11 protein-coding genes are annotated in these 14121 nt (G+C 71.3%); 7 read left to right on the forward strand and 4 right to left on the reverse strand.

Annotation, left to right across the window (positions count from 1 at the left end):
- The first annotated feature begins 842 nt into the window (after positions 1 to 842).
- Complete coding sequence (locus tag ACRX5S_RS03140) at positions 843 to 1058, forward strand: DUF397 domain-containing protein (protein WP_436771156.1); 216 nt, start codon at positions 843 to 845, stop codon at positions 1056 to 1058.
- Here ACRX5S_RS03140 and ACRX5S_RS03145 read toward each other — a convergent pair.
- Positions 1016 to 2017 (reverse strand): helix-turn-helix domain-containing protein, encoded by a 1002-nt coding sequence (locus ACRX5S_RS03145; RefSeq protein WP_436771157.1) that lies wholly within the window; start codon positions 2015 to 2017, stop codon positions 1016 to 1018. The genes ACRX5S_RS03140 and ACRX5S_RS03145 overlap by 43 nt on opposite strands.
- Positions 2018 to 2543: 526 nt before the next feature.
- Here ACRX5S_RS03145 and ACRX5S_RS03150 point away from each other — a divergent pair.
- From ACRX5S_RS03150 to ACRX5S_RS03160, 3 genes are all read left to right on the forward strand, one after another.
- Positions 2544 to 4247: an ABC-F family ATP-binding cassette domain-containing protein gene (locus ACRX5S_RS03150; RefSeq protein ID WP_436771158.1), complete on the forward strand. Its 1704-nt coding sequence runs from the start codon at positions 2544 to 2546 to the stop codon at positions 4245 to 4247.
- A gap of 38 nt (positions 4248 to 4285) precedes the next feature.
- Positions 4286 to 5116 (forward strand): exodeoxyribonuclease III, encoded by an 831-nt coding sequence (locus tag ACRX5S_RS03155; protein ID WP_436771159.1) that lies wholly within the window; start codon positions 4286 to 4288, stop codon positions 5114 to 5116.
- A 533-nt stretch (positions 5117 to 5649) separates the two neighbouring features.
- Positions 5650 to 5859, forward strand: coding sequence for a hypothetical protein (locus tag ACRX5S_RS03160; protein ID WP_436771160.1), 210 nt, complete (start codon positions 5650 to 5652; stop codon positions 5857 to 5859).
- 248 nt (positions 5860 to 6107) lie between these two features.
- Here ACRX5S_RS03160 and ACRX5S_RS03165 read toward each other — a convergent pair whose 3' ends face one another.
- Together ACRX5S_RS03165 and ACRX5S_RS03170 are read right to left on the reverse strand one after the other, a co-directional pair.
- Positions 6108 to 7337 carry a DUF4328 domain-containing protein gene (locus tag ACRX5S_RS03165; RefSeq protein WP_436771161.1) on the reverse strand — a complete coding sequence of 410 codons (1230 nt, stop codon included), beginning with the start codon at positions 7335 to 7337 and terminating at the stop codon, positions 6108 to 6110.
- 646 nt (positions 7338 to 7983) lie between these two features.
- The gene (locus ACRX5S_RS03170; protein WP_436771162.1) at positions 7984 to 9330 is read right to left on the reverse strand and encodes an aromatic ring-hydroxylating oxygenase subunit alpha; all 1347 of its coding nucleotides are present in this window, start codon (positions 9328 to 9330) and stop codon (positions 7984 to 7986) included.
- Between the two features lie 281 nt (positions 9331 to 9611).
- Between ACRX5S_RS03170 and ACRX5S_RS03175 the strand changes: the two genes are divergently transcribed.
- On the forward strand, positions 9612 to 10193 hold the full coding sequence (locus tag ACRX5S_RS03175; RefSeq protein ID WP_436771163.1) for a TetR/AcrR family transcriptional regulator: 582 nt from the start codon (positions 9612 to 9614) through the stop codon (positions 10191 to 10193).
- A 215-nt stretch (positions 10194 to 10408) separates the two neighbouring features.
- Entirely contained in the window at positions 10409 to 11641 is a 1233-nt protein-coding gene (locus ACRX5S_RS03180) for a cytochrome P450 (RefSeq protein WP_436771164.1), read from the forward strand.
- Positions 11642 to 12012: 371 nt separating this feature from the next.
- Here ACRX5S_RS03180 and ACRX5S_RS03185 read toward each other — a convergent pair whose 3' ends face one another.
- A complete protein-coding gene (locus tag ACRX5S_RS03185; RefSeq protein ID WP_436771165.1) occupies positions 12013 to 13044 on the reverse strand; it encodes a GlxA family transcriptional regulator in 1032 nt (343 codons plus the stop codon).
- Between the two features lie 128 nt (positions 13045 to 13172).
- Here ACRX5S_RS03185 and ACRX5S_RS03190 point away from each other — a divergent pair, with 128 nt between their 5' ends.
- Positions 13173 to 14054 (forward strand): NAD(P)-dependent oxidoreductase, encoded by an 882-nt coding sequence (locus ACRX5S_RS03190; RefSeq protein ID WP_436771166.1) that lies wholly within the window; start codon positions 13173 to 13175, stop codon positions 14052 to 14054.
- The last annotated feature ends 67 nt before the right edge of the window (positions 14055 to 14121 follow it).

Raw genomic sequence — 14121 nt, forward strand, 5'->3', positions numbered from 1 at the left:
CGCGCGCCGAGACGCAACACGGCGCCGGGCGCGGCGCAGTTGTCCCGCGCGGTGCGCGGGCTGGGGAAGTCCGGCACCCGGGATGACGTGCGGAAAGAGCGCACGCGGGCGCCGGAGCGGGATCCGCCGCCGCGAATGCTTCGTCGGCTACTACGGGCATGCGCGGCACGACCCGGCTCACGTGCCGGGTACGGCGGTTCTCCGAAAGACGGGCCGGGGCACGGCATTTCGTGCCGGGGCCCGGAGAGCAGATGTTTCAGCCGACCATAGGCGGCTCCCCGAATTGTCCCGAGCGCGTGGGTTATCAACGCGTGTCACAAGTATGGCACACGTATATAGGGGTGAGATAAGAGGGAAACCCGGATCCGTGCCGGAGCATAGCGAATTGCCCCGTTTTGCCATCCTCTGTTCCCAGTGATGGCTCCGGGGCAATTCGCGGAGACCGTGGCGGTAGCCGATCGCCACGTCTCGTCCTTCTCATATTGTGCCAGCTATGTGTCAACCAGCCAAGTGTCGCGGCGCCAGTGTCATCCAGACGTGTCGCAACCCGAGAGCACTCTACAAGCCCGCAGTCAGCGCACGTGCAGGCCGCACGCTTGTTCGCCCCATGACCCGTGGCACACCGCCGAGTTGCCTTCGGCCGGGTGGCCGCGGGCGACTCCTCCGGGATTGCCCCCGAGGGATCCCGCGCCCGGGGTTTCCGTCCGCGTGTCCGAGGGTACGCGCGGGCATCCGCTGTGGTTCAATTCCGGACAGTGGCAGCCGTCCGCACGACGGTGTCGGCGCGCTGCAACGCGCCCCCGTGCGGGCCTTCGAGTTCGAGCGCAGAAGGAGTACGCACGGTGGAGCACCCTGTCGGGTCGGACCTGCACTGGCGGAAAAGTCGGGCCAGTCAAGCGTCCAATTGCGTTGAGGCGGCACGCTCGACCGGCGTGTTCGTCCGGGACTCGAAAATTGCGGTCGACGGTCCCGTTCTCGCTTTTCGCACCGGCAGTTGGGCCGACTTCCTGGATGCTCAGTCGGCACCGTCCACGCCCGCGGGCCCCTCGGTCGGCTGAACGGTCGGCTGAATCGTCGGGGGTTGGGCGTTCGGAGACTGGGCGTTCGGCGGCGGCAGGGCGGTGAGCGGAAACGGCGCACCGCCCCCGCCCGGAGGCTGGGCCTGGGCCATGCTGGCGATCGCGGCGTCCAACAGCGTCGGCGCCATCGCGGTCGGGGCCAACTGCTCCAGCTCCCAGAATGAGGCGAGGTAGTCGCCGGGGGTGTCCTCCTGGGCGCCCTCCACGGTGATCATCTCGCCGGTCTCCGCCTCTCGGAACAGGACGTCCGGTTCCTCCTCGGCGAACTCGAACAGCACATAGGCCATGCGGTAGTTGGCGTAAAGCCCCTCCCACCACGGCACGACGCGCACCGTCACGTTCGGGTACTCCGCGACCGCCAGGATGTGGCGCAACTGCCTGCGCATGAGAGCCGGGCCGCCGACCGCCCGCTGCACGACCGAGTGGTCCATGATGAAGTGCACGTTCGGCGCGTCGTCGCGCGTCAGCAACTCCTGGCGTGCCATGCGCAGTTCGACCAGCTCGTCGACGCGGCTCAGGCCCAGCCGCATCATCGTCTCGCGCGCGTAGTCGGGAGTCTGGAGCAGGCCCGGCACGACCACCGGCTCGAAATTACGGATGACCTGCGCCGACGACTCGAAGCCGATGTACGCCAGATACTCCGAACTGGCGATCCCCCGGTACACGCTCCACCACGCCCGCTGCCGGGCCGCGCGCGCCAACTCCACGAGATCGGCGGACAGTTCGGCGTCGGTGTCGTAGTGCCGCAGCAGCGCCCGGAGATCCGTGGTGGTCACCGCGACCTGGCCCGTCTCCATCCGGATGATCTTGGACAGGGACCAGTCCATCTCCTCGGCGACCTCGCGCTGCGTGAAGCCGGCCCCCTCGCGCAATCGCCGCAGCGCGTCCCGCAGCTTGCGTCGCGCGACCATCGGGTCCTGCCTCTGTCGCTCCGCCATCGTCGGTCCCCCACGACGTCCATGGTGCTTGCTGAAAGGCGTACCCAACCGGTCTGCCACCCGTGTCCGAGTCCGGCGCGGGTGTCGCGCGGGTGTCGAAGCGAAGTGCGCCAGACGGCGAGATCGCTGCCCGCCACCCGGCACACCGCCTGGTAGACGAACGACACCTGGTAAAGAGAATCGCCGGTCGGCGCCACCTGGGGCAAGACCTCACCCGTGCGGGTGGCACTGGTCGGAGGGGCGCACGGCGGCGCACGGGGGCACGCCGCACGCGCCCGCGGAACCGGATTCCGCCCCCGGGGTGGCCGAATGCCACCTCGTCAGTGTCCACGCCGCGACCGTCCACCTCGTCACTGTCCACCTCGTCACTGTCCACGCCGCGACTGTCCACCTCGTCACCGTCCACCGCGCGACCCGACACCTGGCCCGCGGCCACATGGCGCGCCCGCGGCGCCGCAAAATCGCGTTGGCGGACGGCCTCGCCGGCAGATAGAAACGGGGTGGACGGCGGGGGCACCACCAGGGCATGGGAGCGGCGTACACCGTGGGACACATCGACATCAACACGGTGAGCTACTCGCTGCCCGACGGCCGCGTGCTGCTGGACGAGGTCTCGTTCCGCGTCGCCGAAGGCGCCACCACCGCGCTCGTGGGCGCCAACGGAGCCGGCAAGACGACGCTCCTGCGCATCGTCACCGGCGAGGTCAAACCCGACTCCGGTGCCGTCACGCGCGGCGGCGGACTCGGCGTCATGCCGCAGTTCATCGGCCGGATCCGCGACGAGTCGACGGTCCGCGACCTGCTGGTCTCCCTCGCCCCGCCGCGCGTGCGCGACGCCGTCCGCGCGGTCGACGACGCCGAACTCGCCCTCATGGACACCGACGACGAACCCACCCAGATGCGGTACGCCGCCGCACTCGGCGAGTTCGCCGACGCCGGCGGCTACGACATCGAACCCGTCTGGGACCAGTGCTGCACCGCCGCCCTCGGCCTCGGGTACGACGTCGCCAAATGGCGGCAGATCACCACCCTCTCCGGCGGCGAGCAGAAGCGCCTCGCCCTGGAGGCACTGCTGCGCGGACCCGACGACGTCCTCCTCCTCGACGAGCCCGACAACTACCTTGACGTGCCCGGCAAGCAGTGGCTGGAGCAGGCGCTGCGCGACACCCCCAAGGCCGTCCTGCTCGTCTCGCACGACCGCGAGCTGCTCTCCAACGCCGCCGACCGCATCGTGACGGTGGAACTCGGCGCCGCGGGCAACACCGCCTGGCTGCACGGCGGATCGTTCGGCACCTACCACGCCGCCCGCGAGGCCCGCTTCGAGCGCTTCGAGGAGCTGCGGCGCCGCTGGGACGAGGAGCACGCCAAGCTCAGGGCCCTCGTCCTGATGTACAAGAACAAGGCCGCCTACAACGACGGGCTCGCGTCCCGCTACCAGGCGGCGCAGACCCGGCTGCGCAAGTTCGAGGAGGCCGGACCGCCGCAGAACATCCCGCGCGAGCAGAACGTGCGGCTGCGGCTGCGCGGCAGCCGTACCGGCAAACGCGCGGTCGTCGCCGAGGCGGTGGAGCTGACCGGCCTGATGAAACCGTTCGACCTGGAGGTCTGGTACGGCGACCGGGTCGCGGTGCTCGGCTCCAACGGCTCCGGCAAGTCGCACTTCCTGCGGCTCCTCGCAGCCGGCGGCTCCGACCCCGACGTCGAGCACCGGCCGGTCGGCGAGGTCGCCATCGCCGCCGTCGCGCACACCGGCCGCGCCCGGCTCGGCGCCCGGGTGCGCCCCGGCTGGTTCGCACAGACCCACGAGCACCCGGAGTTCGCCGGGAGGACGCTCGTCGAGATCCTGCACCGCGGCGACGCGCACCGCTCCGGCATGGGCCTGGAGCAGGCCGCGCGCGTCCTGGACCGCTACGAGCTCGCGTACGCCGCCGAGCAGCCGTTCGACACCCTCTCCGGCGGCCAGCAGGCGCGCTTCCAGATCCTGCTGCTCGAACTCTCCGGCGCCAACCTGCTCCTCCTCGACGAGCCGACCGACAACCTCGACCTCGTCTCGGCCGAGGCGCTCCAGCAGGCGCTTGAGGCGTTCGACGGGACCGTCCTCGCGGTCACCCACGACCGCTGGTTCGCGAAGGCGTTCGACCGCTTTCTGGTCTTCGGCGCCGACGGCCGGGTCCGGGAGAGCGCCGAACCGGTGTGGACCGAGGCGCGCGTGGACCGGCCTCGGGGCTGAGCTCCCGGGACTTTGCCCCGTTTGGGTACTCTTCCGGGATGCTCACCGTCAGCTCGATCAACGTCAACGGCCTGCGCGCGGCGACCGCCAAGGGCTTCACCGCGTGGCTCCAGGCCACCGCGTCCGACGTCGTGTGCCTCCAAGAGGTCCGTGCCGAAGCACACCAGCTCACCGACGCCGTCCGCGACCCCGACGGCTGGCACACCGTGTACGCCCCCTCCGTCCTCAAAGGCCGCGCCGGCGTCGCGGTCTACTCGCGCCTCGCCCCCACCGCCCACCGCATCGGCTTCGGCTCCAGCGAGTTCGACAGCGCCGGACGCTGGCTCGAAGTCGACCTCCCCGGCCTCACCGTCGCCAGCCTCTACCTCCCCACCGGCGAGGCCGAGACCCCCAAGCAGGACGAGAAGAACCGCTTCATGGCCGAGCTGGCCGCCCACATGGTCCGCATGCGCGAAAAGGCCGCCGCCGAGGGCCGCGAGGTCCTGGTCTGCGGCGACTGGAACATCTGCCACACCGAGGCCGATATCAAGAACTGGAAGGGCAACCTCAAGAAGTCCGGCTTCCTCCCCGAGGAACGCGCCTGGCTCACCGAGGTCTTCGGCGCCGTCGGCTACCACGACGTGGTCCGCAACCTCCACCCCGGCGTCGAGGGCCCGTACAGCTGGTGGTCCATGCGCGGCAAAGCCTTCGACAACGACTCCGGCTGGCGCATCGACTACATCGCCGCAACCACCGCCATCGCCAAAACCGCCACCACTGCCACCACCGGCCGAGCCCTCACCTACGCCGACCGCTGGTCCGACCACGCCCCGGTAACGGTCACCTTCGACTACGCCGCGTACGCCCCCGGGGACGGCGGGGACGCGTAGCGCGGGACGGATAGGGCGACGATGTGGGAACAGTGCCGAGACCGCCGCGGTCTCGGCGCCACCGGCTGAGCCCCCGCCGGCCCGGACAGCGCGGCGGCCGTGCCCAAATACCCGTAACCGGCGACGGCGAGGACGATCGGCCCGTCCGCGCGCAACACCGCATCCGTCAGCTCGAACAGCGCGTCCGCGCGGGTGGTCGGGCAGTCGCGGAACGCCCGGCGGAACCGGGAAAACACGTCGACGGCTCGACGGCGGGCACAGCACACGCACACCCGTCACAGCGGCCGCATTCGTATGCTTCGTGGCTCGACATCTCGAAGCGTAAGCAACAGCCGCCCCTTGCTGTCGCCGACACGGTGTCTCGCAGCAGATCACGACCGCAGCGAAGTTGGCGGACAGGCTGAGACCGGCGCCTGCAAGCGGGCCCGAGCACGACTGCCGGGGCTGGGGTGGCGCAACCGGGGGTGGGGGAATGTCGTCTGTGGGGGTGATGCGGTGGTTGCCGTGTCGGGGGAGTTGAGGGGGAGGGTGCAGTGCGCACGCTCATGAGGATCATCGCGCCGCGTTGGTACGCCCGTTGGTCGCACGCCCGGTCGGTCACCCGGCATCCGGCGTCCCACCTGACGCCTGCGCCGGTGCGCCGGGCGCGCAGGCGCTTCGGGTGGGTCCGCAATCCGCGCCGGGCCGCGCGCAGCCGGGTCGAGCAGGAAGTCGTGCGCGAGGTACGCCGCCGCCTGCGGTGAGGTTCGGGATTCGCGCGCGGGGTGGCGCCGCGTTCGGCCATGGCGCGGGACTGCTTCCCGTGTTGGTCGGGGCTTGCGCGTCGCCGGTGGATGGGTGGGAACCGCTGTTTGGAGGGGTGTGCTCGCGCCTCGTGTCGTGTCGAGGTGCGGCCAGCGGGGGTGTGGAGGCGTAGGCGAAATGCGCGAGGCCCCCGGTCTGTCCTCGGGGAGGGCGGGCCGGGGGCCTGGTGATTCTTCGGGTGTGCGCGTCAGTGCTTGTTGAGGTCGGGACCTTGGCCCGGGGCGGGGGGCGCGGGCGGGGGCTGCCGGCCGCCCCAGCCGGGTTGCGCGCCGGGTTGTGAGCCCGGTTGGGAGCCCGGCTGGGAGCCGGGGTAGCCGCCGGGTTGTGCGGCGCCCGGGTGGCCGCCCGGGTGCGGGACGCCCGGCTGCGCCGGCGGGAAGCCCGGGGTGCCCATCGGCATGCCGGGGGCGTAGCCGACCGGCGTCGCCGGCTCCAGGCCGAGGCGCTGGCTCTGCCACTTGGTGATCTTCTGGACGACGAGGATCGCCAGGATGGCCGCCGCGATGCGCAGGAGGCTGGACGTCCCGGCCAGGCTGTCGCCGGTCTCGCCCCCGTCGATGTAGTCCTCGATCGAGACCTCGCCGTCCTCGACGTCCTCCTGGGTCTCGCGGACGCCGAAGGAGATCGAGAACAGCACCCCGGAGAGCCCGAACACGATCCACCACGCCCACAGCAGCGCCTTGCTCGCGGGGCGCATCATCGGGCCGGCCGGCTGCGGGTCGCTGCGCTTCCACGTGTCGTTGGCCACGATCATCGGGATGACGTAGTTCGCCAGCGGGATGAACCAGCCGCCGATCGCCCATCCCTTGCTCATGGTGGCCTGCGGGGCGTACCACGCCTCGGTGTTGGACCGCGCCCGGTAGAACCAGATCATGAAGACGATCGCGGTGGCCAGGGCGCCGATGGCCAGCAGGCCGAGTGCGGCTTCCACGAGGTCGTCGGCGTCGTCCGCCTCGGCGAACGCGAAGAACCGTCCGTCGCGCAGGTCGCCGAAGAGCGAGGCGCGGCGGAAGAACGCGGTCGCGGCCAGGACGTCGATCGCCGCCATGACCCCGAGCAGGATCGATACGGCCGTGGCCAGGCCGCGCAGCGGCTGGACGGGCGTCCACTGCATCTGCGGGGCGTAGCCGGGCACACCGCCGGGCCACGCGCCGGGCGGCATCCCCGCGGGCGGCATGCCGCCGTGCGGGAACGCGCCGTGCGGGGCGGCGCCGTACGGTCCGGGCTGGGCGCCGGGGAACGCTCCCGGCTGCGCGCCGGGCGGGGGACCCTGCGGCCCGCCCGGAGCCTGCGGCGGCGGCGGTACGGAGCCGCCCGGCGGCGCGAAGGGGTCGCCGCCCGCCTGCGTCGGGGCAGCGCCGCACGCCGGGCAGAAGCCGTTCGGAGTGAGTTGGGCACCGCAGTTGGCGCACTGCATTTAAGGGGTTCCCCCTACTGGTCGTGAATCGCCGACACGGCCGCGCACCCACGGCGAACACCGGCTCGGTTGTGCAGCGCATCATGCCGTGCCCGGGGGCGCCGTGTCAGGTCAGGTCCGACCGAATCACGAGGAACCACCCGATGTGGGCGGGGCCGCGGGGCCGATGCGCCCGGAGTGCGGCATTGCGGGGCGGAGTTCGGCGTACGGTGCGGGCCCGCCGCCTCCGCGCCCGGCGGGACGGGGCGTGCAGGCGAGCGTCCGCGGGCCGGGCCGGCGCCGGCGCGGTGCGCACTGTCGCCGGACGGGCGTCAGGTCCATGACCACGCTCGCCATCCGGCCGCCCGTCAGTTCGCCGGCCCGGGCCACCACGTCCCCGACGTCGACGTCGATCGCGGCGTGCGCAACCGAGTGCCGGCGCGGTGGACGCGCACGGCAGGCCCTGGTGGCCGGGGTCCTGGACGACGGTGCCGCCGGGGGCCAAATATTGCGGCGCGGCGCCGGACCCGGGCGCGGTGCGGACCGTCTCGGTCGGGCCCGGTCGAGTCGACCGGGTCCAGCCGGGTCCAGCCGGGTCCAGCCGGGTCGAGCCGGGTTCGGGGCCGGCCGAGCCCGGTTCGACCCGGGGGCCCGGGCGGGTTCGGGGTCAGTCGCGCGGCCCGATGCCCAGGTACAGCTCCAGGTTCCGGTGTGTGTTGATGACCCGCTTCTCCTCCTGCGACAGCACCAGCTCGGTCAGCCCCGGCTGGTTCAGCCCCCGCTGGATCCCGGCCAGCACCGCCGCGTCCTGGTTCAGCACATAACCCAGGTCCAGGTCCTCGAAGGCGACGCGCAGGTCCATCGGTCGGGCGTACGGCGCGTCGCCGGACGCCGCGCGCCGGAACGCGAAGATGCCCATCTCGGCCGTCCCCGGCGTCGCCCCCGGGCGCGCCACCAGCGCACTGAGCGTGTCCGCCGTCAGCAGCACCGAGCAGTTCGGGAACAGCTGGTACTGGTGCAGCCGCATGATGCGGTCCGTGTCGAACCCCGACAGGTCCGTCCCCGACTTCGCCACGTGCCGGCGTACGCGCTCCGCGATCACGTCCATCAGCGTCTCGCCCGCCGGGATCTCCGGGACCGGGCACGCCTCGGTGATCCCCATGCGCTGACCCTGCGTCACGATGAAGGAGTCCCAGACCTCCTGGTCGGACAGGCCGTCCTTGAAGCGCGGGCTGGCCAGCCCGTACACCTGCTCCGACTTGCCGGTGTGCCCCCACAGTTGCTGCGGCGCGTTGACGTCGTCGATGTTGCAGAGCAGCTCGGGGTGCAGCGTCTGGATGTGGTACGTCTCGCTGAACCCGTCCGCGATGGTCTTCCAGTTCGCCGCCACCTCGCCGACCACCGAAGCCGTGCAGCGGAATTCCTCGATCCGCGCCCACTCGGTGTCGCCCGGAACCGCCTCCAGGTACGTGCCGAGGCCGGGCGCGTCCGGGTCGAGGTTCACGAAGACGAACGGCCCCCACGTGTCCACCTGCGCGGCGAGCAGTGGAAACTCCGCCATCTTGAGCTGCCCGAACCCCTTGCGGCCGGGCACCTTGCGGAGCTGCCCGGCCAGGTCCCACGTCCAACCGTGGTACCCGCAGCGAAGCTCGGTCAGACCCGAACCGGCGCCCGAACAAAGGCTGTTGCCGCGGTGCCGACAGGCGTTCTGGAACGCCCGCAGCACGCCGTCCGCGTCGCGCACGACGACGACGGCGTACGGCCCGACCCGGTACTCGAAGAAGTCGCCCGGCGCCGCGACGTGGTCCACGCAGCACGCCAGTTGCCACGTGCGGGTCCAGAGCCGCTTCAGCTCCAGATCCGCGAACTCGGGCGAGGTGTAGCGGTGCACGGGCACCTTCACGAGCTCGGCCGACGGGTCCACCGGGCCCGTCGCCGTACCGTCGTCCTCCCCCGCGTGCAGCCGCACGTCGCTGATCGGCGTGATCGCCGGGTGGTCCTGGGTCGCGGTCATGTGCGCCTCCTGCCGGGCCTGTGCACGCTGGCGCGCGCAGGGTGCCACGCTCCGTCCCGCGAAACAAGGGTCGCGATATGCGACCGGCGATCACCGACCGCGCAGGCTTGCGCACAGTACGGTCCCACTAGCCGACCGGCAAGCAGGAACCCCCGAAAACACGGGCTGCATGCCAAAATTGATTCCCCGTCAGCCTTGTCAATCGTCAACCGCCGACGTACGTTCATCCCGCAGGCGCCAGACCGCAGGACGCACCACGCACACGCGCGAGGGGAGGAAGGATGGCCGCACCGGCACCCGAGGACACGTACGACAAGGTGCTCGCCGCAGCCGTCGAACTCTTCGGCGAGCACGGCTTCGCGGGTACGTCGCTCCAGGCGATCGCCGACCGGGTGGGCGTCACGAAGGCGGCGCTGTATTACCACTTCCGCACCAAGGACGAACTCCTCGACGCCCTGCTGCGCCCCGCGCTCAACGAGCTGGACCGCGTCCTGGACGCCGCGGAGCGCCGCAAGGGGCAGGCGGTGCGCCAGCGAGTCCTGTTCGAGGGGTACGTCGACTTCCTGCTCCGCCACCGCACCCTCGCCGTCGTCCTCGACCGCGACGTCTCCGTGGGCACCCACCCCGCGATCCGGCCCCGGCTCGAATCGATCACCGAGCGGGTGCGGAGCGTCCTCAGCGACAGCGAGCGGCCCATCGAGTACCGGGTCGCGTCGACTGTCGCGATGGGCGGCATCTATTCGGCCGTGGCGATGTTCCCCGAGCTGCCGGACGACGAACTCCGGGGCGTGCTCCTGGACATCGTCCGCAGGCTGCTCGCCCCGCGGCGCGGCAGAACCGCGGCGTCGCCGGACGCCGCCTGAGCGTCGCGCACGTTCCCGGTCCCGGGTGTCGCGCCGACGCAACAGAAACGTCTCCGCACACACAGAAGCGTCTCCGCACACCCCGCGCGCCCCGTCCCGGCGCGCACCGCAGGACCCCGCCGTACAGCTGCTGTTGCACAAGGCACACCGCACGCCGTAGCAGACCGACCGCCACGCACCCCCCAACTCCGCTCACCCGGCCCGAGGAGGCCCCCATGACGTGTCCGGTTCTCCCGGAAGGCTTCGACCCGACCGACCCGGACCTCTACACCGAGCGTCTGCCGTTGGAGGAGTTCGCCGAACTGCGCCGGACCGCGCCGGTCAAGTGGGTGCCGCAGACGCCCGAGGTCTCCAACTTCCGCGACGACGGCTACTGGCTCGTCACGCGGCACGCGGACGTCAAGGAGGTCTCCACCAAGCCGGAGCTCTACTCGACCAACCGCAACACCGCGATCATCCGCTTCGCCGAGGGCATGGACGTCAACTCCATCGACGCCCAGAAGCTCATCATGATCAACATCGACCCGCCGGAGCACACCCGGCTGCGCTCGATCGTGCAGCGCGGCTTCACCCCGCGCGCCATCAACGCCCTCAAGGACGCCCTCACCGACCGCGCCGCGCGCATCGTCCACGACGCGATCAAGGAGGGCAGCGGCGACTTCGTCACCCAGGTCGCGTGCGAACTCCCGCTCCAGGCCATCGCCGAGCTGATCGGCGTCCCGCAGGAGGACCGCCGCAGGATCTTCGAGTGGTCGAACCAGATGCTCGGGTACGACGACCCCGAGTACGCCGAGGACTCCTCCGTCGGCGCCGCGGCCGCCGCTGAGGTCATGATGTATTCGATGGGCATGGCCGAGCAGCGCAAGGCCTGCCCGGCGCACGACATCGTCTCCAAGCTCGTCGCCGCCGAGTCCGAGGGCTCGCTCTCCTCCGACGAGTTCGGCTTCTTCGTCCTGCTGCTCGCGGTCGCCGGCAACGAGACCACGCGCAACGCCATCACCCACGGCATGCTGGCGTTCTTCGACAACCCGGACCAGTGGGACCTGTACAAGTCCTCCCGCCCGGAGACCACCGCCGACGAGATCGTCCGCTACTCCTCGCCGGTGATGTCCTTCCAGCGCACCGCGACCGCCGACACCGTCCTCGGCGGCCAGGAGATCAAGGAAGGCCAGCGCGTCGGCATCTTCTACAGCTCCGCAAACTTCGACCCGCTGGTCTTCGAGAACCCCGACAAGTTCGACATCACCCGTGACCCCAACCCGCACCTCGGCTTCGGCGGCGGCGGCCCGCACTTCTGCCTCGGCGCGAGCCTCGCCCGCATGGAGATCAACCTGATGTTCGAGGCCATCGCCGACGCGATGCCCAGCATCACCAAGGCCGCCGAACCCCGCCGCCTCCGCCACGCCTGGATCAACGGGATCAAGGAACTCCAGGTCAACTACACCTGACACACCCGCCGCGATCCGCAGTCCGCGGCCGCGAACCCCGGCCTCACCAGGCCGGACCAACTGAGGGCCCACTCGCCTACGGGAGCAGCGAGTGGGCCCTCGGCCGTCCCCGACGCCCGAGCGCCGGGGCGGAGGACGCACGGCGTACCGGCGCGATGATCTCTTACTGGCCTGCTCACCACCTGAGTTCGCGACCGCAGGGTTCCTTCGGGGCTTCGACGGCCGCGGGGCAGGTGCACCTGATACAACTGGCCGCGACGTATATGTGGTGGCGTACAACGTGCGGTGCACAATATGCGGTACGCGAACTCCGGCCTTACCAGGTCGGTTTGATGGGGGCCTCTCCGCCTACGGGAGCAGCGGAGGGGCCTTCATCGTGCCGGGGATGCCGTGGGGAAGCCGCGGCGGTATTCGGTGGGGGATACGCCCAGGTGCAGGGCGAATTGGCGGCGCAGGTTGTTGGCGGTGCCCAGGCCGCTGCGTTCGCCCACGTGGTCGATCGGCAAGTCGGTCGCCTCCAGCAGCTCCTGGGCGCGGGAGAGGCGCTGACCCAGGAGCCATTGCAGTGGCGTGGTGCCGACGGCGGTGCGCATGCGGCGGTGGAAGGATCGGGGGCTCATGCCCGCACGGGCGGCCAGTTCGTCCACGGTCAGCGGTTCGTGCAGGTTCTCGGTGGCCCAGGCCAGGACCGGGGCGAGGCTGTCGTCGTCGGTTTCGGGGACCGCGCGCTCGATGAACTGGGCCTGGCCGCCCGGGCGGTGGGCCGGGACGACGAGGATGCGGGCGAGTTGGTTGGCGACCTTCGCGCCGAGGTCGTGGCGCACGAGATGGAGGCACAGGTCCAGGCCGCCGCTCATTCCGGCGCTGGTCAGGACGTCGCCGTCGTCGATGTAGAGGACCTGGTCGTCCACCTCGATCCGGGGATGGCGGCGGGCCAGGGTCGCGGTGTGTTCCCAGTGCGCGGTGGCGCGGCGGCCGTCCAGCAGTCCGGCCGCGGCGAGGGCGAACGCGCCGTTGCAGAGCGAGACGATGCGTGCCCCCGCGTCGGCGGCTCGGCGCAGCGCGGTGATGAGTTCGGCCGGGATCTCGCGCGTGCCGTACACGCACGCCTCGGGGACGGCCGGGACGATGACGGTGTCGGCGCGGGGGAGTTCGTCGAGGCCGTACGGCGCGTTCAACACGAACCCGGGCGCGCCGCCCGCGGAGTTCGGGGCCACGCCGCACAAGCGCAGGTCGTACCACGGCGTGAACAGGGCCTCGTGTTGGACGCCGAACACCGCGCACGCGAGTCCGATCTCGAACATGTCCCAGGCGTCGAGCGGCCCGTCGTCGAACACGACGAGGGCGACGGAGCCGGTGCGACCGGTGCCGTCGGTCGGAGTGGGAGGTGGGGACGGGCGCATGCCGGAAGTGTATGGCAGGAATCTGGCGAATATCGTCAGTCCTGCCAGTGTTGTGCCGCCGCCTCGACTGCGAGGGTCTTTCCAGAGCGCAGACCCACGCGATCCGAGTACTTCTGGGAGCACAACTCATGGGCGACACCACCCGTACCGTCACCGTCTTCGGCCTCGGCCTGATGGGACAGGCCCTGGCCGGCGCGATGCTGGCCGGCGGCCGCGACACCACCGTCTGGAACCGCACCCCGGGCAAGGCCGGCGACCTGCCGGAACGCGGGGCGAAGGAGGCCGCGGGCGTCCGCGAGGCGGTCGAGGCGAGCGACCTGCTGGTCGCCTGCGTGCGGGACTACCGCGCCGTACGCGAATTCCTCGACCCGGTCGCCGACGCGCTGTCCGGCCGCACCCTCGTGAACCTCACCTCCGGCTCGTCCGCCGAAGCGCGCGAGACGGCCGCCTGGGCGGCGGGCCACGGCGCGGCGTACCTCGACGGCGCGATCATGATGACGCCGCCCGGCATCGGGCAGCCCGACACCGTCCTCCTGTACGGCGGCCCCGCCGACGTGTTCGCCGCACACGCGGACACCCTGCGGCTGCTCGGGGGAGCCACCACGCACCTGGGCGAGGACACCGGCATCGCCTCGCTGTACGACGTCGCCCTCCTCGGCATCATGTGGGGCAGCCTCAACGGCTTCGTGCACGCCGCCGCACTGCTCGCCGCAGACGGCGTGCCCGCCAAGGACTTCCTCCCGTACGCCACGTCGTGGCTCGGCGCCATCAAGGTCTTCAGCGGAGTCGTCGCCGATCAGGTCGACAGCGGCGACTTCGCGGCCGTCGACGCCTCCCTCGCCTCGCACCTGTCGCCGATCGAGCACCTGATCGCGGAGAGCCGCGCGCGGGGCATCGACGCGTCACTGCCGGAGTTCACACACGGGCTGGTGGCCGCCGCGATCGCCCGCGGGCACGAAGGCGACGGGTACGCCCGGCTGATCGACCACTTCCGGCCCGCGCAGCGGTGACGACCCGACGTGCGGACGGGCCGGGTCGGCCGCTCGGTCCGTCCGCAGCGCCGCGCACGAAACGCGC

The organism is Yinghuangia sp. YIM S09857 (assembly GCF_051388915.1).
Classification (GTDB): domain Bacteria; phylum Actinomycetota; class Actinomycetes; order Streptomycetales; family Streptomycetaceae; genus Yinghuangia.

What these genes read in the sequence shown, in the direction of transcription:
- ACRX5S_RS03145 (WP_436771157.1), bottom strand. Translation starts at nt 2,017, where the DNA reads ATGGCGGAGCGACAGAGGCAGGACCCGATGGTCGCGCGACGCAAGCTG.
- ACRX5S_RS03150 (WP_436771158.1), top strand. Translation starts at nt 2,544, where the DNA reads ATGGGAGCGGCGTACACCGTGGGACACATCGACATCAACACGGTGAGC.
- ACRX5S_RS03155 (WP_436771159.1), top strand. Translation starts at nt 4,286, where the DNA reads ATGCTCACCGTCAGCTCGATCAACGTCAACGGCCTGCGCGCGGCGACC.
- ACRX5S_RS03165 (WP_436771161.1), bottom strand. Translation starts at nt 7,337, where the DNA reads ATGCAGTGCGCCAACTGCGGTGCCCAACTCACTCCGAACGGCTTCTGC.
- ACRX5S_RS03170 (WP_436771162.1), bottom strand. Translation starts at nt 9,330, where the DNA reads ATGACCGCGACCCAGGACCACCCGGCGATCACGCCGATCAGCGACGTG.
- ACRX5S_RS03175 (WP_436771163.1), top strand. Translation starts at nt 9,612, where the DNA reads ATGGCCGCACCGGCACCCGAGGACACGTACGACAAGGTGCTCGCCGCA.
- ACRX5S_RS03180 (WP_436771164.1), top strand. Translation starts at nt 10,409, where the DNA reads ATGACGTGTCCGGTTCTCCCGGAAGGCTTCGACCCGACCGACCCGGAC.
- ACRX5S_RS03185 (WP_436771165.1), bottom strand. Translation starts at nt 13,044, where the DNA reads ATGCGCCCGTCCCCACCTCCCACTCCGACCGACGGCACCGGTCGCACC.
- ACRX5S_RS03190 (WP_436771166.1), top strand. Translation starts at nt 13,173, where the DNA reads ATGGGCGACACCACCCGTACCGTCACCGTCTTCGGCCTCGGCCTGATG.